The sequence below is a fragment of the Glycomyces sp. MUSA5-2 genome, assembly GCF_037034145.1.
Classification (GTDB): domain Bacteria; phylum Actinomycetota; class Actinomycetes; order Mycobacteriales; family Micromonosporaceae; genus Glycomyces; species Glycomyces artemisiae.
In genome coordinates this window covers 381,787-401,585 of sequence record NZ_JBAGKG010000004.1, presented here as the reverse complement: position 1 = coordinate 401,585, position 19,799 = coordinate 381,787, and the positions used below count along the sequence as shown (strand labels likewise).

At 73.1% G+C, this 19,799-nt stretch carries 17 protein-coding genes and 1 riboswitch; of the genes, 11 read left to right on the top strand and 6 right to left on the bottom strand.

Annotated features, from left to right (window positions below; translation table 11 throughout):
* The first annotated feature begins 206 nt into the window (after positions 1-206).
* On the top strand, positions 207-2,387 hold the full coding sequence (locus WA640_RS15520) for an acyltransferase family protein (RefSeq protein WP_335988780.1): 2,181 nt from the start codon (positions 207-209) through the stop codon (positions 2,385-2,387).
* Between the two features lie 92 nt (positions 2,388-2,479).
* Positions 2,480-3,667 carry a sulfotransferase family protein gene (locus tag WA640_RS15515; protein WP_335988779.1) on the top strand — a complete coding sequence of 396 codons (1,188 nt, stop codon included), beginning with the start codon at positions 2,480-2,482 and terminating at the stop codon, positions 3,665-3,667.
* Between the two features lie 19 nt (positions 3,668-3,686).
* Here WA640_RS15515 and WA640_RS15510 read toward each other — a convergent pair whose 3' ends face one another.
* On the bottom strand, positions 3,687-4,193 hold the full coding sequence (locus WA640_RS15510; RefSeq protein ID WP_219926853.1) for a GNAT family N-acetyltransferase: 507 nt from the start codon (positions 4,191-4,193) through the stop codon (positions 3,687-3,689).
* A 150-nt stretch (positions 4,194-4,343) separates the two neighbouring features.
* Here WA640_RS15510 and WA640_RS15505 point away from each other — a divergent pair, with 150 nt between their 5' ends.
* A complete protein-coding gene (locus WA640_RS15505) occupies positions 4,344-4,568 on the top strand; it encodes a CsbD family protein (RefSeq protein WP_335988778.1) in 225 nt (74 codons plus the stop codon).
* 51 nt (positions 4,569-4,619) lie between these two features.
* Here WA640_RS15505 and WA640_RS15500 read toward each other — a convergent pair whose 3' ends face one another.
* Both WA640_RS15500 and WA640_RS15495 read right to left on the bottom strand, forming a co-directional pair.
* Positions 4,620-5,681: a LacI family DNA-binding transcriptional regulator gene (locus WA640_RS15500; RefSeq protein WP_335988777.1), complete on the bottom strand. Its 1,062-nt coding sequence runs from the start codon at positions 5,679-5,681 to the stop codon at positions 4,620-4,622.
* A gap of 96 nt (positions 5,682-5,777) precedes the next feature.
* Positions 5,778-8,696 carry a glycoside hydrolase family 2 TIM barrel-domain containing protein gene (locus tag WA640_RS15495; protein ID WP_335988776.1) on the bottom strand — a complete coding sequence of 973 codons (2,919 nt, stop codon included), beginning with the start codon at positions 8,694-8,696 and terminating at the stop codon, positions 5,778-5,780.
* A 336-nt stretch (positions 8,697-9,032) separates the two neighbouring features.
* Here WA640_RS15495 and WA640_RS15490 point away from each other — a divergent pair, with 336 nt between their 5' ends.
* Positions 9,033-9,959: a DMT family transporter gene (locus WA640_RS15490; protein WP_335988775.1), complete on the top strand. Its 927-nt coding sequence runs from the start codon at positions 9,033-9,035 to the stop codon at positions 9,957-9,959.
* A 10-nt stretch (positions 9,960-9,969) separates the two neighbouring features.
* Here WA640_RS15490 and WA640_RS15485 read toward each other — a convergent pair whose 3' ends face one another.
* Complete coding sequence (locus tag WA640_RS15485; RefSeq protein ID WP_335988773.1) at positions 9,970-10,524, bottom strand: hypothetical protein; 555 nt, start codon at positions 10,522-10,524, stop codon at positions 9,970-9,972.
* A gap of 133 nt (positions 10,525-10,657) precedes the next feature.
* Between WA640_RS15485 and WA640_RS15480 the strand changes: the two genes are divergently transcribed.
* Positions 10,658-11,443 (top strand): SGNH/GDSL hydrolase family protein, encoded by a 786-nt coding sequence (locus WA640_RS15480; protein ID WP_335988772.1) that lies wholly within the window; start codon positions 10,658-10,660, stop codon positions 11,441-11,443.
* A 153-nt stretch (positions 11,444-11,596) separates the two neighbouring features.
* The gene (locus WA640_RS15475; RefSeq protein ID WP_335988770.1) at positions 11,597-12,379 is read left to right on the top strand and encodes an SGNH/GDSL hydrolase family protein; all 783 of its coding nucleotides are present in this window, start codon (positions 11,597-11,599) and stop codon (positions 12,377-12,379) included.
* A 117-nt stretch (positions 12,380-12,496) separates the two neighbouring features.
* Here the strand turns inward: WA640_RS15475 and WA640_RS15470 are convergent, their stop codons facing one another.
* Positions 12,497-14,611 (bottom strand): RecQ family ATP-dependent DNA helicase, encoded by a 2,115-nt coding sequence (locus WA640_RS15470; protein ID WP_335988769.1) that lies wholly within the window; start codon positions 14,609-14,611, stop codon positions 12,497-12,499.
* 56 nt (positions 14,612-14,667) lie between these two features.
* Between WA640_RS15470 and WA640_RS15465 the strand changes: the two genes are divergently transcribed.
* Positions 14,668-15,276 carry a DUF1349 domain-containing protein gene (locus WA640_RS15465; protein ID WP_335988767.1) on the top strand — a complete coding sequence of 203 codons (609 nt, stop codon included), beginning with the start codon at positions 14,668-14,670 and terminating at the stop codon, positions 15,274-15,276.
* Positions 15,277-15,525: 249 nt separating this feature from the next.
* Here the strand turns inward: WA640_RS15465 and WA640_RS15460 are convergent, their stop codons facing one another.
* Positions 15,526-15,897, bottom strand: coding sequence for an MGMT family protein (locus tag WA640_RS15460; protein WP_335988766.1), 372 nt, complete (start codon positions 15,895-15,897; stop codon positions 15,526-15,528).
* Positions 15,898-16,111: 214 nt separating this feature from the next.
* Positions 16,112-16,214, top strand: a riboswitch (TPP riboswitch).
* Positions 16,215-16,250: 36 nt separating this feature from the next.
* On the opposite strand from WA640_RS15460, the gene WA640_RS15455 reads away from it, so the two are divergent.
* From WA640_RS15455 to WA640_RS15440, 4 genes are read left to right on the top strand one after another with little or no spacing between them, the layout of a single operon-like run.
* The gene (locus WA640_RS15455; protein WP_335988765.1) at positions 16,251-16,853 is read left to right on the top strand and encodes an ECF transporter S component; all 603 of its coding nucleotides are present in this window, start codon (positions 16,251-16,253) and stop codon (positions 16,851-16,853) included.
* Position 16,854: 1 nt separating this feature from the next.
* A complete protein-coding gene (locus WA640_RS15450; RefSeq protein ID WP_335988763.1) occupies positions 16,855-18,285 on the top strand; it encodes an ABC transporter ATP-binding protein in 1,431 nt (476 codons plus the stop codon).
* Positions 18,279-19,070: an energy-coupling factor transporter transmembrane component T family protein gene (locus tag WA640_RS15445; protein ID WP_335988761.1), complete on the top strand. Its 792-nt coding sequence runs from the start codon at positions 18,279-18,281 to the stop codon at positions 19,068-19,070. The genes WA640_RS15450 and WA640_RS15445 overlap by 7 nt, the downstream gene beginning before the upstream one ends.
* A 53-nt stretch (positions 19,071-19,123) precedes the next feature.
* Positions 19,124-19,744: an MBL fold metallo-hydrolase gene (locus tag WA640_RS15440; RefSeq protein ID WP_335988760.1), complete on the top strand. Its 621-nt coding sequence runs from the start codon at positions 19,124-19,126 to the stop codon at positions 19,742-19,744.
* Positions 19,745-19,799 lie beyond the last annotated feature (55 nt).

The following is a 19,799-nucleotide window of genomic DNA, read 5'->3' as shown; positions in this document are numbered from 1 at the left end:
GGTACCCCGTCCCGCGATCCAGGACGGGCCTTACGCGCGGTAATCGACCCCCTTGAGACTGATTTCACCGGTTTCGAGGGGGTCGGTCCGGGTAAGAACTGAATGCTAGGGTCGGCGTTCGTCCCCGGTACGATCCCCATCGCCAGAAGCCGGTCCTGCCCGACCGGCACGTCCCTGCCCGGTGAACCTTTGCGGAGACCCGACATATGCGTCTGACCAACGCGGAACCAACGGCGACGCCCCCGAGCGGCGCCCCCATACTCGAAGCGGCCGGTTCCCCGGCCGCACCACGGAAGGCCCCCAGCGCGCGCCCCAGCCACTGGAGACCGGACATCGAGGGCCTCAGAGCCCTGGCCGTCGGCGCGGTCGTCGCGTCCCACATCGGCTTCTTCTACTCAGGAGGCGGCTTCGTCGGCGTCGACGTCTTCTTCGTCATCTCCGGCTTCCTCATCACCTCGCTGCTCCTGCGCGAGATCGACCGCACCGGCCGCGTCTCCATCACCGGGTTCTACGCCCGGCGCGCCGTGCGCCTCCTCCCCGCCGCCGTCGTGGTCCTGGCCGCGACGCTCGCCGCCGCCTGGATCTGGCTGCCGCGCACCAGGCTCCCCGACATCGCCACAGACGCGGCGGCCGCCGCGCTCAACGTCGTCAACATCCGCCTGGCCCGCGAGGGCACCGAGTATCTGAACGCGGACGCAGTGCCCTCCCCGCTCCAGCACTTCTGGTCCCTCGCGGTCGAGGAGCAGTTCTACATCGTCTGGCCCCTCCTGCTGCTCGGGATCGCCCTCCTCGCGCGCCGAATCTGGGGCGGCCGGTTCGCGCCGGAGGCGCATCTCCGCCGCCGCCGGACGGCGGCCGTCGCCGTCGCCCTGACCGTGATCGGCGCGGTCTCGCTGTACCTGAGCGCCACCCAGTCCGGATCCGACCCGACGTGGTCCTACTTCGGCATCCACACGCGTGCTTGGGAACTCGCGGCAGGCGCGGGAGTCGCGGTCGCCGCGGCCCGCCTCAAGCGGCTTCCCGGCCCGGTCGCCGCGCCGCTCTCGTGGGTCGGCCTCGCGCTGGTCGTCGCCTCGGTGTTCCTCATCGACGAGCAGACCGCCTTCCCCGGGACCGCCGCGATCCTGCCGGTCGCGGGGACCGCCCTGATCATCGCCGCAGGCTGCGCGCCGCACCGCTTCGGCGCCACGATGCTCCTGGGGATCGCGCCCGCGCAGTACGTCGGGAAGATCTCCTACGGCCTGTACCTGTGGCACTGGCCCCTGGTCATGATCGGCCCCGCGATGCTCGGCGTCGACGAGCCGCGCCTGCGCCACTACCTGGTGCTCATGGCCGCGGCGTTCCTCCTGTCGGTCGCCACGTTCCACCTGGTGGAGAACCCGATCCGCACCCGGAAGAACCTCGTCAGGGTCCCGTCGCGGGCGCTCGCCATGGGCGGCGGGCTCATCACCACCGCGCTCGCCCTGTCGATCCTGGCCTCGCTCCAGCCGATGCCGACCGCGTCCAACGAGGAGGCCGCCGAGATCACCGGGAACGACTCGACCGTGTGGGAGCTCCTGGACGAATCTTCCGATGTGGACATCGTTCCGGCGAACCTCACGCCCGCCCTCGAAGACGCCCGGCTCGACGAGCCCGCGCTCTACGACGACGGCTGCCAGGTCGACCGCGACGACCCCGAGGTCAACCCCGACTGCTGGTACGGCGACCCCGACGGCGACAAGACCGTCGTCCTGTTCGGCGACTCCCATGCAGCGCAGTGGTTCCCCGCGCTCAACCAGCTCGCAGAAGCCTCCGGCTGGAGGCTCCTGGTCCAGACCAAGGCCAACTGCTCGGTCCCCGCCGTCGACACCTACGACCCGTACCTCAAGCGCGAGTACACCGAGTGCCCCGAATGGAAGGACGGCGTCTACGACCTCCTCGATGAGGTGCAGCCCGACGTGGTCGTCGCCGCCGCATGGGACAAGAAGGACATCCTCGCCGACGACCCCCAGCAGGCCTGGGTCGACGGCTGGACCGAGTCCGTCGAGCGCCTCCAGGACACCGGGGCCGAGGTCTACTACCTCGCCGACTCGCCCGACGTCCAGATCAACGTCCCCGACTGCCTCACCAGCCATCCCGAAGCCGCCACCGAATGCGTCGCCGACCTGGACGACTCCGTGATCGACCCCCCGCGGCGCGAAGCCACCTCGGCGGCCGTCGCCGAGGCCGGCGCGACCGTCGTCGACCCGATTCCCTGGATCTGCGACACCGACGGCGGCACCTGCCCCGTCATCGTCGGCGACCTCCTCGTCTACCGCGACGCCAACCACCTGACCGCCCGCTTCGTCGCCGAACTCGCGCCCCAGCTCGCGGCCGCGATCCCGCTCGAACCCGCAGAGTCGCAGTGACAACCTGCACAGGCAGGACCCGAGGCGGGCCTACCGCCGCACGACGGTAGGCTCACCCCAATCCACAAGCGGCACAAAAGGAGTCAACCCGGATGGAGCGCGTCGCGCCCTGGCTCAGAGCCGTCAACACGGTACTCACCCCCGCCATCGCAGGCCGCCGCAAGAAGGTCGACCGCCTCATCGAGCGCGCCGTCCGCGACGCCGAGAGCCGCACCGGCTCCACCGCCCGCGGCGACGACGAGTTCACCGACGACATGCGCACCCTCCTCCACGCCTACGCCGAGGTCCCCGGCCTCACCCCCGTCGGCTGGCTCGGCGCCGTCCAGGAGGTCACCGACCGCATCGAGAACCGCCTGCGCATCCGCAAGCTCCACGCCCTCAACCCCGAGATCGCCGACGAGCGGATCGACCGCCCCATCGTCGTCACCGGCGTCCCCCGCACCGGCACCACGCTCCTCCAGCGCCTCCTCGCCGTCCCCGCCGGCAACCGCTCGCCCCTGCTCCACCAGCTCATGCACCCCGACCTCCCCGGCGCCCCCGACCACGACCACCGCCGCCGCACCGAACGCACCGTCGACGCCATGCACAAGGCCGTCCCCACCTTCGGCGCCCTCTACGACATGCACCCCGACAAGCCCGACTCGTGCATCTGGGTCCTCCCGCACGGCGTCGGCCACCTCGTGCGCATCCACCCGCCCGGCTACGTCCAGTGGATGCTCGACCGCGACGCCGCCCCCGACTACCGCTACCTCAAGCAGACCCTCCAGGTCCTCCAGCACGGCGGCCCCAAGCGCCGCTGGGTCCTGCGCGCCCCCGCCCACCTGTGGAGCCTCGGGCCCCTCATGAAGGCCTTCCCCGACGCGCAGATCGTGTGGACCCACCGCGAGCCCGCCGACGCCCTCGCCTCGCTGTGCTCCATGACCGAGACCGCCATGGCCGTCAACACCACCGAGGCCGACCCCGGCGACATCGGGCGCCTGTGGCTCGGCCTCCTCGCCACCGGCACCGACCGGGCCCGCACCGAGCGCGCCCGCCTCCCCGCCTACACCGTCATCGACGTCCCCTACCGCCACCTCACGACCGAGGCGCCCCGCCAGGTCCCCGCGCTCTTCCAGCGCCTCGGCCTCCCCTGGGGCCTCGCCGAGCAGGCCGCCCTCGACGCGGCGCTCGCCACCCGCCCCCGCGGCCACCGCTACGACCTCGCCCGCTACGGCCTCGGCCAGGCGGAGGTCGACTACGCGCTGGCCGACTACAAGCGGATCTACGGGGCGTTCCTCTAGCGGCGGGGCTCCGGGGCCTCTAGAGCCGCAGGGAGAACGCCCACAGCCGCACGTCCGGCAGCGGCGACCAGTCGAGCGCGGGCTCGCGTTCGAACCCGAGCTTCCGGTAGATCCGGTGCGCCGTGGTCATCGTCTGCTGCGAGCACAGCACCATGCGCTTCGTGCCGGCCTCCCGCGCGAGTTCGACGCACGCCGCCGCCAGCGCCGACCCGACCCCGCGCCCGCCCGCGGCCGGGTCGACGGCGAGCATCCGGATCTCGGCCTCGCCGTCGCCGCCCAGCTCCATGAGCGGGCTTCCGGGGAACGCGAGGGTCACGCCGCCGAGCAGCCGCTCCCCGTCGACGGCGACGAGCACGGTGGCGTTGGCGGCCCGGTGCGCGACGTCGCGCAGGTGCGGTGTGTAGCCGTCGTCGAGCCCTCCGATGAGGAAGCCGCCCTTGAGGTAGGAGTCGACGGTGAGGTCGCCGAGGGCGTCGTGCTCGCTCGGGAGCACCGGCCGGATCTGGAACGCGCTGTCAGAAGTCACCCGGGAATTCTGCCCCGCCGGGCCGGTATCCGCCATCGGGAATCCGACGGGGGTTCCGGCCGGTGGCGCACCTGGTCACAGCGCCGATGCATGATCCGCGTCCGAAAGGGTATCCGTTCGTATGACCGCACCGAAGGGGGTACGGAAACCATGGGCGCTTTCGACAAAGCGAAGGACCAGGCCGAGCAGATGAAGGGCCGCGCCAAGGAGAAGTTCGGTGACGCCACCGACAATGAGAGCCTCGAAAACGAGGGTCGCGCGGACGAGCTCAAGGGCAAGGCGAAGGAGAAGTGGCACGACCTCAAGGAAGAGGCCGGCGACAAGCTCCACGACGCCAAGGAGCGCATAGCCGGCAGGGACCGGGACGAGCGCTGACCGAGACGCTGAAGGGGCCGGGGCGAACACGTCCCGGCCCCTCGCGTGCGTCTACTTGCGGCGCGGGGGCGCCACGGTCTCGCGGACCACGATGTGGGTGCCGAGGACGACCCGGTCCTCCACTTCGGGTCCCCTGTGGAGGGCGAGGCGCACGGCCTCGCGACCCAGCTGCTCGTGGGGGACGTGCACCGTCGTCAGCGCAGGCGTCAGGTCCGAGGCCAGGGGGATGTCGTCGAAGCCGACGACGGACATGTCCTCGGGGACGCTCACGCCCGCTTCGCGCAGGGCCTTGAGGACCCCGGCGGCGACCATGTCGGTGGCGGCGAAGACCGCGGTGACGTCGTCGCGTTCGGCGATGAGCTTCCGGGTCAGCTCGTGCCCGCTGGCCTTGGAGAACGACCCGGGGAGGATGAGCGACTCGTCCACTTCCACGCCGTGGTCGGCATGGGCGCGTTTGAATCCGCGGATGCGCTCGTCGGTGGTGGTCAGGCCCTCGCCGAAGCCCATGTAGCAGATGCGGCGGTGCCCGGCCGACAGCAGGTGCGAGGCCATGGCGTACGCGCCGCCCTCGTTGTCGTAGTGGACGACCGTGGCGGGCACGTCGTCGCCGGGGGAGGGCCGCCCGCACAGGACGAGGCGCGAGCCGGAGCGGTCGAGCGCGGTCGCGAAGTACCGCATGCGCTCCTGGTAGTGCTCGTTGTCCCAGGCGCCGCCGACGACGATGACGGCCTCGGCGTGCTGCTCGCGCATGAGCTCGACGACGGCGAGCTCCCGCTCGGGGTCGCCGTGGGTGGTGCACAGGAGGCACAGGCGGCCTTCGGAGGCGGCCTGCTGCTCGACGCCGCGCGCGATGTAGGCGTAGAAGGGCCCGGTGACGTCGTCGACGACGAACGCGACGGTCTTGGTGGTCGCGCCCGCGAGGGCCCGGGCGTGGGCGTTCACCACGTAGTCGAGGTCCCGCATGGCGCGCAGGACCTTCGAGCGGGTCGCGGGCGCCACCGGGTAGTTCCCGGCGAGGACCCGCGAGACCGTCGGCACCGACACGCCCGCGCGGGCGGCGACGTCCCTGATGGTGGGGCGCTTCGCGGTGTCGGCATTCGACTTCTTGGGCACAGGGGTCCTTCTCTCACCGGTTGGGATGCGACGGGTCCGCACTCAGGGTAGTTCACACGGTGGACGACCGCGGAGCGCGAACCCGCCGCATCGTGTTTACTCGCCCGCTCGGAAGCCCAGCGTGAACGCGGTGGCGCGCGGCAGGAGGCGGTGCTCGGGGAGCACGCCGGGGCCGCACGCGGCCGAGCCCATGCCCTGGAGGTCCGCGTCCAGGTTCACGTAGACGCGGTCGCGTTCGACCAGGTCGGTGCGGTGGCGCGCCGCCTCCAGGTCCTCGCTCGTCCACGGCCGCACCGTGAGCGCGAACTGCGGCGCGCCGTAGACGGTGAGCGCGGGGCCGTCGGCGGCGGCCAGGCGGGCCCAGCGCACGTCGATGCGGGAGCCGTTCTCCTGCGGGAACACGTACGGCGTCTGGAGTCCGGCCACGGTGGACCGGAACCGGCCGACCCGGGCGGCGTCCCTCGTGTCCGTGTAGGCTTCCCCGGGGCCGCCGCCGAACCACGTGACGTCGTCGAACGCCTTCGGCAGCGAGGCGCGCACGCCCAGGCGCGGCAGCGGGAAGTCCCACTCGCCTTCGGGGTCGACTTCGACGGTGAGCCACAGGACGCCGCCGGTGCGGGTCCACCGGTAGACGGCGCCCATGCCGATCTCGGCGCCCCCGGCGGCGACGCGGGTGGTGACGGCGAGGCCGTCGTCCCCGGCGTCGATCCCGAGGACCTTGTGCTCCAGGCGGTGCAGGCCCACGGCGTTGTCGCGCCACTTGTCGGCGAGGGGCGCGTGCCAGGACCGGAGGTCGTTGTCGGTGGGCGCGCGCCACAGGTCCAGGCGCGGCCCTTCGATCTCCAGGCCGCCGAGCGCGGTGAGGCGCCCGTACGCGTCGAACTCGGCGTCCCCGAGCAGGTACCCGCGGTCGGCGGCGGACGCCGCGAGCGTGGCGGATCCAGGCGCGGGCGCGGGCGCGGCCGCGAGTTGCCCTTGGCCCCAGGCGATCTCGTGCCCGGCGGCGGCCCACGGCTCGTCCTTCGCGAGGACGGCCCGCACGGTCAGCCACCGCTCGCCGCGCGGGTCGGCGAGCTCGCCGACGCCCGCCGGGAACGGCACGATCGCGGCGTTCCCGGGCGCGAGCGCCGGAAGGTCGAGGCGCCCTTCGTGCTCGGGCTCCCCGCCGTCCTCGACGGCCCACGTGAACTCCAGGTCGCCGGTGTCGGCGAAGTCGCGGAGGTTCTCCACGGTGATCCGCCGCGAGCCGGCGTCCACGGTGATGCGGACGGGCTCGACGACCTTCTTGAACTCGACGAGGCCGGGGGAGGGCTCGCGGTCGGGGAAGACGAGGCCGTCGACGACGAAGTTCCCGTCGTGGAGCGGCTCGCCGAAGTCGCCGCCGTACGCGAACCACTCGCGGCCGTCCGCGGTGCGCATGCGCACGCCGTGGTCGATCCACTCCCAGATGAACCCGCCCTGGCAGCGCTCGTGCTGCTCGAACAGGCGCTGGTACTCGGTCATGCCGCCGGGGCCGTTGCCCATGGCGTGCGCGTACTCGCAGAGGATGAACGGGATGTTCCGGCGGTGCTCGTCGAGCGCGGGGTCCTTCGTGGGCGCCTCGGTCTTCTGCCCGATGCGGTCGGTCTCGGCGTGGTCGGCGTACATGCGGGAGTAGACGTCGACGTACCCGGAGTCCCAGTCGCCCTCGTAGTGGATGGGCCGGGACGGGTCGCGGTCCTTGGCCCACGCGGACATCGCGGCGAGGTTCTGCCCGGTGTGGGACTCGTTGCCGAGCGACCACATGATGACCGACGGGTGGTTCTTGTCGCGCTCGACCATGCGCGCCATGCGGTCGAGGTACGCCTCGCGCCACATCGGCACGTCGCTGGGGTTGTCGCGCCAGTCGTAGAAGAAGAACCCGTGGGTCTCCAGGTCGCACTCGTCGACGACCCACACGCCGATCTCGTCGCACAGGTCGAGGAACCGGCGGTCCGGCGGGTAGTGGCTGGTGCGCACGGCGTTCACGTTGTGCCGCTTCATGACCTCCAGGTCGCGGCGCATCGTCTCGACCGAGAGGGTCCGGCCGTGGTCGGGGTCCCATTCGTGGCGGTTGACGCCGCGCAGGAGGATCCGCTTGCCGTTGACCTTGAGGAGGCCGTCCTCGATCTTCACGGTGCGGAACCCGATCCGCAGCGAGACGCGCTCACTGGCGGTCGCGACCTCGGCGTCGTACAGGCGGGGCGTCTCGGCCGTCCACGGCTCCACCGCCAGCGAGACGGTCTCCCCTGCGGCGATGTCGATCCCCAGCTCCGGGACCGTGACCCGCGCGCCCTCGGGGGCCTCGACGCGGAGCGTCCCCTGGCCGGTGCGGTGGTCGTAGTCGGCGTGCGCGAACACGTCCTCGATGCCGCCTTCGGGGCGGTGCACGAGCGACACGGGCCGGAAGATCCCCGACAGCCACCACATGTCCTGGTCCTCCAGGTACGAGGCGGCCGACCACTGGTGGACGCGGACGGCGACGGTGTTCTCGCCCGCGCGCACGTGCTCGGTGGCGTCGAACTCGGTGGGCAGGCGCGAGCCCTTGCCGTCGCCGAGGCGGACCCCGTTGACCCACACCGCGAACGCCGAGTCCACGCCCTCGAAGCGCAGCACGGTGCGGCCGGTGGAGGGCCAGTCGGCGGGGAGGGTGAAGACGCGGCGGTACTCGCCGGTGGGGTTCGCGTCCGGGACCCGCGGCGGGTCGACCGGGAACGGGTAGACCACGTTCGTGTAAGCGGGCTTCCCGTACGGCGCATCGCCGTCGAGGTCGTGCATCTGCCACATCGACGGGACCGCGAGGACGTCCCACGCCCCCGCGTCGAACCCGGGGTCCTCGAACCCCTCGGCGACGTCGTGGAGCCCCGCGGCCAGGCGGAACCGCCAGTCGCCGTCGAGGCTCAGCGCGGCGGCGTCGGAGGCCAGCGCCGCCCGGGGACCGCGCCGCCCGCTGCCGGGGCTAACGCTTTCCACGTAGGTGAAACCGGTCTGACTCATGAAATCAGCTTCCCTCTCCAGTAAATGGGCCGTTCCCGTCGGGCTGCCGCGCTCCAGCACGGCCGCCTCGTCTCGGTCCGACGGGAGGAGTCCGACCATTGTCCGCCATGATCCGGCCGACCGCATCCGCCCTGGCCCCGGCGCTGCCGCACCCGTAGATACCGTTTTCCATCCTAGGGTCCCCGCCCCCGGCCGCCGCAACCCGGGGTCCCGCGCCCAGTCGATCGACGGATACGGAAGTCGGCCGCCGGTGCTACCTTGACGCAGGCGCGAACCGCGCCACGCCCGCACCCGCAGCACACCCCGCCTGCGCCCGTCCGCCCGAGGAGCCCGCCCATGAGCGAGCGTTTCAACACCCGCGCCGCACTCGCCGTCGTCGTCACCGTCTTCTGCTGGGCCTCCGCGTTCGTCTCCATCCGCGACGCCGGACAGCACCTCGACGCCGGCCCCCTCGCCCTCGGCCGCGCCGCCACCGCCGCCGTCGTCCTCCTCGCCGTCTGGGCCCTCCGCCGCGAAGGACTCCCCAGCCGCAAGGCCTGGCCCGGCATCGCCACCGCCGGCGTCCTCTGGTTCGGCGTCTACATGGTCGCCCTCAACTGGGGCGAGCAGCTCGTCGACGCCGGCACCGCCGCCCTCATCGTCAACATCGGGCCCATCCTCATGGCCCTCCTCGGCGGATGGATCCTCAAAGAAGGGTTCCCGCCCCGCCTCTTCCTCGGCATCGCCGTCGCCTTCGCGGGCGTCGCCGTCGTCAGCCTCTCCATGAGCCGGCACGGCACCACCTCCGTCCTCGGCGTCCTCCTGTGCCTCGTCTCCGCAATCGCCTACGCCGTCAGCGTCGTCGTGCAGAAGCCCACCCTCAAGCACTGCACCTCGCTCCAGTTCACCGCCTTCGGCAACGCCATCGCCGCGGTCCTGTGCCTCCCCTTCGCGCCGCTCCTGTTCCGCCAGCTCGGCGACGCCCCGGCCTCCGCGACCCTCCACGTCCTCTACCTCGGCCTGTTCCCCACCGCGCTCGCCTTCCTCACCTGGGGCTACGCGCTGCGGTTCACCACCGCCGGGAAAATGGGCGCGACCACGTACGTCGTCCCCGCGATCGTCGTCCTCATGTCCTGGGCGCTCCTCGGCGAGATCCCCACCTGGCTCACCCTCACCGGCGGCGCGCTCGCCCTCGTCGGCGTCGCCATCTCCCGCTCCGGCGGCCGCGCCGACAAGAAGGCCGCGCCCCCCGCCGCACCCGCCGAAGAGGTCACGACCACCTAGGGGCCCTTCCCTACTCGAACCGCTCCGCCAAGCGGCCGAGGCGCTCCTTCCAGGCCGCCTTGGCCGCCGCGGCCGCCTCCGCCGACGCCAGCTTCGCGACCTCCACCTGCACCGCCGTCCGGTCGCCCTTCGCCGTCAGGTTCGCGTGCACCCGGCTCCCGTCCGACGCGTCGAACCGCACCGACTTCGGCGGCGACGCGCTCCGCTGTGTCAGCTCCACGTCCCCCAGCCACACCGCCTGCGCCTCCGGGTCGGCCAACTGCTCGAACGCCGCCCCGATCGGACCCGCCACGGTCTTCGACGCCGACGCGCTGAACGTCCCGTCCGGCCGCTGCCCCGGCTCCCGCAGCCCCCGCTCCTGCTCGTACCCCACGGTGATCGACTGCGCCCACCACCCGTCGATCTCGAACTCGCCCACCAGGAGCCGCGCGATCGCCGCATGCTCCAGGTCCGCCGCGCCCCGCTCGTCGAGCAGCCGCAGCCACGTCTGCCAGTCCGCGCCCGTCGCCTCGATCAGGGCCTGGTCGGACATCGAATCCCGCCGCCGCGCCGTCGAATCACCCATGCGCCCAGCCTAAAACCGACCGCGCCCACAGACGCCCGAAAACGTGATTCCTCCGCATAACAAGGGTTCCATCCCTATTCGCGAATGAAGGGCAATAAAGTTCCGTCTCATACCGACTCGGAACGGAGCCCGAATGAACCCTGCGCGCCTCGCGGCCGCGGCGCTGGCCGCCACCGCCGCCCTCGTCCTCCTCCCGGCCGCCGCCCAGGCCGAGCCCTGGCCCGCCGACTATGCGGCCCTCGGCGACTCGTACTCCTCCGGGACCGGCGCGGGGGACTACTTCGACGAGGAGTGCCTGCGCTCCGACCTCGCCTACCCGCGACTGCTCGCCAACGGCCTCGGCGCGGACCTCCAGTTCGCCGCGTGCTCGGGCGCGACGGCCGCCGACCTCCTCGCCGAGCAGCTCGGCGCGCTCGACGCCGGGACCGACCTCGTCACGGTCACCATCGGCGGCAACGACATCGGCTGGACCGAGGCCGTCGCCGCGTGCCTGACGCCGCTCATGGACTGCACCGGCAAGATCGAGGCCTCCGAGACGCTCATGCGCGGCGAGCTGCCGGGCCTGCTCGACGGCGTCTACGGCGCCATCGCCGACCGCGCCCCGCGCGCCGAGGTCCTCGTGCTGGGCTACCCGCGGCTGTTCAACGCGCGCACCACGTGCGGCGCGCTCCACCAGCCGTCGGTCGCCGAGCAGGCCCGGATGAACGAGGCCGCCGACGTCCTCGCCGAGGTGCTCGGCGCCGCCGCCGCGGACCACGGGTTCACCTACGTCGACGTGCGCGAGTCCTTCGCCGACCACGCGGTCTGCGACGACGTGCCCTACCTGCACGGACTGCGCTACCCGGCCGCGGAGTCGTTCCACCCCAACGCCCTCGGCCACGCCAACGGCTACTACCCGGCCGTCGCCAGGGCCCTGTGAGCGAGCGGCGGGGTGGTTCGCCCGCCCCGCCGCACCCACCGCTAGAACGATAAGTGTAAATTTCCCGATTTGTTGGCGTCCGAGGGTTCCCCGCAAGTTACCGGTGAGTTCACAATATGGGCACGTCTTCCCCCGACTCGCGAAGGACCTCCCATGGACCGACTCAGACGATCAACGGTGACCGTCGCCGCCGCCCTCGCCGCCCTCCTCCTCGCCCCCGCCGCCGCGGCGCAGGCGCAGCAGACCGAGTACGTGGCCCTCGGCGACTCCTACTCCTCCGGTTCGGGCGCCGGGCCCTACACCGACGCGGCCTGCCAGCGCTCGAACAAGGCCCATCCCGCGCTCCTCGCCGCCGACCTCGGCGCCGAGTTCACCTTCGTCGCCTGCGGCGGCGCCACCACCGACGACGTGCTCGCGAACCAGGTCCAGGCCCTCGACTCAGGGACCGACCTCGTCACGATCGGCATCGGCGGCAACGACATCGGCTGGACCGACGCCGTCATCGCGTGCATCACCCCGTTCAAGAACTGCACCCCCGCGATCGAGGAGTCCGAGCGCCAGGCCACCCAGGAGCTCCCCGCGAAGCTCGACGCGGTCTACTCGGAGATCGAGTCGCGCGCCCCCGACGCGGAAGTGCTCGTCACCGGCTACCCGCGGCTGTTCGCCGCCCGCAACACCTGCGACGCGCTCGGGTCGATCAGCATCGCCGAGCAGGCCCGCATGAACCAGGGCGCCGACCTGCTCTCGGGGGTCATCCAGGCCGCCGCCGAGGACCACGGGTTCACCTATGTGGACGTGCGCGACGAGTTCACCGGCCACGAGATCTGCTCGCGCACGCCGTGGCTGCACGGGTTCACGATCCTCGACGTCCCCTACCACCCGAACGCCGCCGGGCACGCCTCCGGCTACTACCCGGCGCTCCTCGGCGCACTCTAGAGGCGCTCCTCGAACCGGCGCCTCCCAGACTGCGCCTCCCAGACCGCGCCTCCTCGAACCTGTCTCCTCCTCCGAAAAAGCGGGCCCGGACGCTTCGGCGTCCGGGCCCGCGATCGTCTACGCCTGCAACGCGAGCGTCAGCGGATGCACGGCCGCCGCCCCCGCCTCCCGCAGCCGCATCGCCGCCACGGTCGCCGTCCACCCGGAGTCGCGCACGTCGTCGACGAGCAGGAGGCTCGCCGCCGGGACCGGGAAGTCCACGGTGAACGCGTCGAGCACCTGGTGCAGCCGCTGCGCGCTGTTCGCGCGGTGCTGCCCGGACATCGCGCCCGGCGTGCGGCCCAGCGCCCCGAGGTACTCCATGCGGCCCAGCTTCGCGATCCGCTCCGCGAGTCCGTTCACCAGGCGCGGGCGCGACAGCGACCCGGTCGAGACGACCGCGGAGGGCCGGTCGGCCCAGTCCCACGCGGCGAGGACCTTGACGACCGCGCCGAACACGTCGTCGGGCACGTCCCGGTCCGCGCCGTCGCCCAGCAGCGCCCGCAGCGGCCCGCCCCAGCCGATGTCCGACAGCCGCGCGAGCGCCCGCCCCGGCTCGGCCCCCAGCTCCGGCGCGATCTTCCCCTTCAGGTCGACCCCCATCGCCTGCATCCCCGTGGGCCACATGCGCTTCGGCTCCACCGCGACACCGGGCTTCGACAGCGCCGCCGCCGCGCCCTCGGCGGCCTCCGACGACACCGCCGCGGTCGCGCGCTCGCCCGTGCAGTTGTCGCACCGCCCGCACGGCGCCGCCTCCGCGTCGTCGAGCTCGGCCCGCAGGAACTCCAGGCGGCACCGGTCCGTGGCCTCGTACGCGAGCATCCGCTGCTGCTCGTGGCGCCGCGCGGCGGCGACCTTCGCGTACCGCTCGCCGTCATAGGTCCACGGCATGCCCGTGGCCTCCCAGCCGCCCTTGACGCGCCGCACCGCCCCGTCCACGTCGAGGACCTTGAGCATCATCTCCAGCCTGGTGCGCCGCAGGTCGACCCGCGTCTCCAGGGCCGCGGTGGACAGCGCGCGGCCCTCGGCTTCGAGCACGTCGAGCGTGCGCCGCACCGCGTCCTCCGCGGGGAACGACAGCGACCCGAAGTAGTCCCAGATCGCGCGGTCCTCGGCACCCGGCAGGAGCACCACCTCGGCGCGGTCGCGGGCGCGGCCCGCGCGGCCGATCTGCTGGTAGTACGCCACGGGCGACGACGGCGCTCCCAAGTGGACGACGAACCCGAGGTCGGGCTTGTCGAAGCCCATGCCGAGCGCGCTGGTGGCGACGAGGGCCTTGATGCGGTCGTTGAGGAGGTCGTCCTCGCGGGCGAGGCGCTCGGCGTTGTCGGTGCGGCCGGTGTAGGAGGCGACGGCGTGGCCGCGGCTGCCGAGGTAGTCGCTCACTTCCTCTGCGGCGGCGACGGTGAGCGTGTAGACGATCCCGGACCCGGCGAAGCGGGGGAGGGCCTCGTCGAGCCAGGCGAGGCGGTGCGCGTTGTCGGGGAGGTCGGCGACGGCCAGGTGGAGCGACTCGCGGTCGAGGGTGCCGCGCAGCACGAGCGTGGGCGTGCCGGGCCGGTCGAGCTGCTCGGCGATGTCGTCGGAGACGCGGGCGTTCGCGGTCGCGGTGGTCGCCAGGACCGGGACGCGCTCGGGGAGGTCCTCGATGAACGTCGCGATGCGCCGGTAGTCGGGCCGGAAGTCGTGGCCCCAGTCGGAGATGCAGTGGGCCTCGTCGACGACGAGCATCCCGCACCCGGCCGCGAGCTTGGGGAGCTGGTGGTCGCGGAACGCCGGGTTGTTGAGGCGCTCGGGGCTGATGAGGAGCACGTCCACGGCGTCCTCGGCGATGGCATCGGCGATGGCGTCCCAGTCCTCGGGGTTCGCGGAGTTGATGGTGCGGGCGCGGATGCCCGCGCGCTCGGCGGCCTCGATCTGGTTGCGCATGAGCGCGAGGAGCGGCGAGACGATGACGGTGGGGCCGGCGCCGCGGCGGCGCAGCAGCGCGGTCGAGGTGAAGTAGACCGCGGACTTGCCGAACCCGGTGCGCTGCACGAGGAGCACGCGGCGACCGGGGTCGTCGGGCCCGCCCGTGCAGAGCGATTCGATCGCCCTCCACTGGTCGTCGCGCAGGCGCGCGTGCTCGCCCGCGAGCGCGCGGAGCAGCGCTTCGGCTTCGTCTCTGAGTGTCTCCGTGGTGCTTCCCGCCATGGCCACTGTTCTACAGCACTGGTACGACGGCGGTGGGACCCGCTAGGCTCGGGCCGATGCACATCGACGCACCGATCGAAGTCCCGTGGAAGTCCGGCGCCTGGACGTCGCTGCCGGTGTCGGCCGAGGAGGCCGGGGGGCGGCTGCGGGTGACCGCGGCCGAGGGCAGCGACGCGTGGCGGCACACCGGCTACGGGTTCGTCCACGACAACGAGCACGCGCTCCTGGAGGAGTGGGACCGGGAACGGGCCGTGGAGGTCTCATTTCTGGCCGACTACGACGCGCAGTTCGACCAGGCGGGCCTGATGGTCCGCATCGACGCCGAGCGGTGGATCAAGACCGGCGTCGAGTACGCCGACGGCGCCCTCCAGCTCGGCGCGGTCGTCACCGACGGCCGCTCCGACTGGTCCACCGCGCCGGTCCCCGAATGGGCGGGCCGCGAAGTCACGATGCGCGCCACGCGCTTCGGCGACGCGGTCGTCGTCCGCGCCCGCGCCGCGGGCCCCGACGGCGCCCCCGAGCCCTGGCGCCTGGTCCGCCTCGCCCCGCTCGACCCGGGCGCCACCGCCTCGGCGGGCCCGTACTGCGCCGCGCCCACCCGAGCGGGCCTCACGGTCTCGTTCACCTCATGGCGCCTCACCGAACCCGACGCCGACCTGCACTGACGCGCGGCCGCTCTGCGCGGCCCGCCGCCTCGCCGGGCGGGCGCCATCGCCGCTCCGCGCGATCCGCGTCGCCGCATCGGGCGGCCCGCCGCGGCTCCGCGCGGCGCGGCCGCCCGCATGGCACTGCGCAGCCTCGCTCGCCTCGCTGCGAGCGCGGCTCGCGTTTTCGCCTGCGGCGCTTGATGTCGGACCCCTGGGGTACTTTTGCGCCAGGGGTCCCTTAGACCGGGCAAATCATGATTTATCGGGTTATGTCTGGTCTTCTGTGTCGGCGGGTGCCTCGTCGTCCAGTTCGGCGGCGAGGAGCTTGAGGTCGTAGACCGACATGCGCTGCGACTTGTCGGCCCGGCCGCGGGTGTTCACCGTCACGCCGTCCTCGCGGAGGAGGTCGGGGACATTCCTGCCCGTGCGGCCGTCGGCCCAGCGGAAGCCGTCCGAGACCGTGCCGCCCGCCGTCAGCACCCGGTAGGCCCGGGTCACGTCGCCGTCGCGCATGTACGCCCCCACCTGCCGTGGCCCCGTGCCGATGAGCTCGGCGAGGTCGCCGTACGAGGTCCAGGTGCCGTCCGGCAGCGCTTCGACGACCCGCTTCACCAGGTCCCAATCCTGCTCGCTCGTCATGCCCGCGAGCCTAACGGCCCGCGGCGACACGCCCGCCGGGGCCGCACCCGGCCCCGCCGGGCAGCGGTCCGCGAGGCCGCCCATCTGCGCCCCGCGCGGCCGACCGCCCGCCCCTTCGCGACCCACCGGCCGCGCTCCGCGCGACCGGCCCGCCGCGCCCGGGGCCACTGGTCCGACCGCGGCCCGCTACCGGCGGCCCACGTGGTGTTAACGTCGATGCAGACAGGGGAGCCGAATGGCTGAGAGTGCGGAACCGACCGCAGACCCTCACACCTGATCCGGGTAATACCGGCGGAGGAAGTCGTCGTGTGCCGCTGTCGCGCTGTGTACCCATCACTTGAAAGGCAAAGCCCATGCCTGCTGACAGCACCCTCCACGCCCCCGGACGCTGGCGCACCGTCGACATCCTCACCTGCGCCGTCCTCGCCGTCGCCTTCGGCGTCGTCTTCTGGGCCTGGAACTTCGTCTGGGCCGGCGTCGACCCCGCGCTGACCTTCTTCCCGCCGCTCGCGGGCATCCTCTACGGCGTCTGGCTCATCCCCGCCGTCCTCGCCCCGCTCATCGTCCGCCGCGCCGGCGCCGGCCTGCTCACCGAAGCCCTCGCCGCCACCGTCTCCGCCCTCCTCGGCTCCGTCTGGGGCCTCCTCGTCGTCTACCAGGGCCTCGTGCAGGGCCTCGGCGGCGAACTCGCCTTCGCCGCGGGACGCTACCGCCGCTTCGGCACCGCCGCCGCCGTCGCCGCGGGCGCCCTCGCCTGCTTCGCCGCCACCCTCTGGGACGTCTTCGTCTACTACCCCACCTACGACCTCTGGGCCTACAAGGTCCCCTACATCGCCTTCGCCATGCTCTCCGGCGCGATCGTCGCCGGGCTCGGCTCCAGGGCCCTCGTCAAGGCCATGCTCCCCACCGGCGTCCTCGACCGCTTCCCCGCCGGGCGCGAACGGGCCCGCATCTGACGTGATCCCCGTCGAGTTCCGCGGCTTCGCCTGGCGCCACGCCGGACGCCGCGCCCAGGCCGTCACGGACGTCGACCTCCGCGTCGAGCCCGGCGAGCGGGTGCTCCTGCTCGGCCCCTCCGGGTCGGGCAAGTCCACCCTGCTCGCCGCGCTCGCCGGACTCCTCACCGACGACGCGGGCGACCAGGACGGCGACGTCCTCCTCGACGGCAAGCCCGCCGCCGACCAGCGCGGCCGCGTCGGCATCCTTTTCCAGGACCCCGAGACGCAGCTCGTCATGGCCCGCGCCGGAGACGACGTGGCCTTCGGCCTGGAGAACCAGGCCGTCCCCCGCGGCGAGATCTGGCCCCGCGTCCACGACGCGCTCCGCGCCGTCGGCTTCCCCTACGGCCCCGACCGCGACACCCACGCCCTCTCCGGCGGCGAGCAGCAGCGCCTGGCCCTCGCCGGGGTCCTCGCCCGCCGCCCCGAGCTGATCCTCCTCGACGAACCCACCGCGAACCTCGACCCCCAAGGCGCCCAAGACGTCCGCGACGCCCTCCGCACCGCCCTCGCCGACTCCGGCGCCACGCTCATCGTCGTCGAGCACCGCGTCGCCGACATCCTCGACCTCGTCGACCGCGTCATCGCCCTCGGACCCGGCGGACGGCTCCTCGCCGACGGGCCCGCCGCCCGCGTCCTCGCCGAGCACGGCGAGACCCTTGCCGCCCAAGGCGTCTGGGTGCCGAACGCGCCCCTCCCGCACCGGCCGCCGGGCACCCCCGGCGACCTTGCCCTGCGCGCCGACGACCTCGCGCTCACCCACCCCGGCGCCCTGCAGCCCGCCCTCGACGGCGTCTCCTTCGACCTCCGCGCAGGCGAGCTCCTCGCCGTCACCGGCCCCAACGGCGCCGGGAAGTCCACCCTCGCGCTCCTCGCCGGGGGCCTCGCCCGGCCCGACCGCGGCGCCGCCACCGTCCCGGGGGAGCGGCGGCCCCTCCACCGCCTGCCCGCGCGGCGCCTCGCCGTGCGCGTCGGCTCGGTCTTCCAGGACCCCGAGCACCAGTTCGTCGCCCCCACCGTCCGCGACGAACTCGCCTTCGGCCCCAGGCAGGCCGGATGGGCCGCCGACCGCATCGACGCCCGCGTCTCGGAGCTCCTCGAACGCCTGCGCCTCGCGCCCCTCGCCGCCGCCAACCCCCACACGCTCTCCGGCGGCGAGGCCCGCCGCCTCTCCGTCGCCTCCGCGCTGGCCGCCGCGCCCGGCGTGCTCCTGCTCGACGAGCCCACGTTCGGCCAGGACCGCCGCACCTGGGGCGAACTGGTCGACCTCACCGCCGGCATCCGCGACGAGGGAACCGCCCTTCTCGCCGTCACCCACGACCGCGACTTCGCCGCGGCCCTCGGCGCCCGCGAACTCGTCCTCAAGGACGGCAGGGAGGCCCCGTGCTGACCCTCGCGCCCGTCTGCGGCCCCGAAGCGCCCATCGCCCGCGCCAACCCCGTCGCGAAACTCGCCGCCGTCGCCCTGCTCACCACCGTCGCGCTCGTCGCGGCGGACTGGCTCACCCCGCTGCTCCTGCTCGCGTTCGTGGCGGCGGTCCTGCCGTTCACCGGCATCCGCCCCGGCCCGCTCGCGGTGCGGCTGCGCTGGCTGTGGGCCGCGGCGGGCACGGTCGTGCTCGTGAACGCGGTCTTCGCGGCCGAGCAGACCGGCCGCACCCTGGTCGCGTTCGGGCCCGTCGAGATCAGTACCGGGGCGCTTCTGGACGGCACCGCGATCGGCCTGCGCGTGTGCGTCGCCGCCACCGCGGGCGTCCTCGTCTTCGCGACCACCGACCCCACCGACCTCGCCGACGCCCTCACCCAGCAGCTCAAGGCCCCGGCCCGGTTCACGATCGGGTCGCTCGCGGCCCTGCGGCTCCTGCCGCTCCTCGCCGCCGAATGGCGCCAGATCACCACGGCCCGCCGCGCCCGCGGCCTCGAAGGCGGCTGGAACCCGCTGCGGCGCACCAGGCTGTTCGCCTCCACGATGTTCGCGCTCCTCGTCGGCGCGATCCGCCGCGCCGGACGCCTCGCCGCCGCCATGGACGCCCGCGGCTTCGACACCGAGATCCCCCGCACCCACGCCCGCGAGCAGCGGATGCGCCCCGCCGACTGGGCCCTCATCGGCCTCGCCGCCGCGGCCGGGGCCGCGGCCGTCGCCATCAGCGCCGCCACCGGCACGTTCACCGTCTAGCCCATTGCCGGAACGGCCCGCCGCGGCCCGGCCCCGAGTCATACTGTGTGACCATGCGACTCACCAAGTTCGGCCACTCCTGCGTCAGGCTCGACACCGGCCAGGGCCTCATCGTCATCGACCCGGGCGCCTACTCCGACCCGGCGGCCCTCGACGACGCCGACGCCGTCTTCATCACCCACGAGCACGCCGACCACGTCGACGAGGCCCGCCTCCGCGACTTCCACGCCGCCCGCCCCGACGTCCCCGTCTTCGGCCCCGAGGCGCTCGCCGCGACCCTGGGGGACCTGAAGTTCACATGCGTCAGCCCGGGCGACGCGATCCCCGTGGCGGGCACCGAGGTCAAGGTCTTCGGCGGGCGCCATGCGGTCATTCATCCTGACATCCCGCTCGTCGCGAACGTCTGCTACCTCGTCGACGGCGTCTACCACCCGGGCGACTCGCTCACCGTCCCCGACATGCCCGTGCGGACCCTCCTCGTCCCGGTCGCCGCGCCCTGGCTCAAGCTCTCCGAGGCGATCGACTTCGCCCGCGCCGTCGACGCCCCCGCCGTCCACCCCATCCACGACGCGATCCTCAGCGACATCGGCCTGGGCCTGCCCGACCGCCTCTTCCCGCTCCTCGTCGGCGACTCGTACCGGCGCATCGCGAACGGCGAGACCGCGACCGTCTGACCCCGGCCGACTGACCCGCGACCACATAGGATATATCCTATAGGATATAGGATTC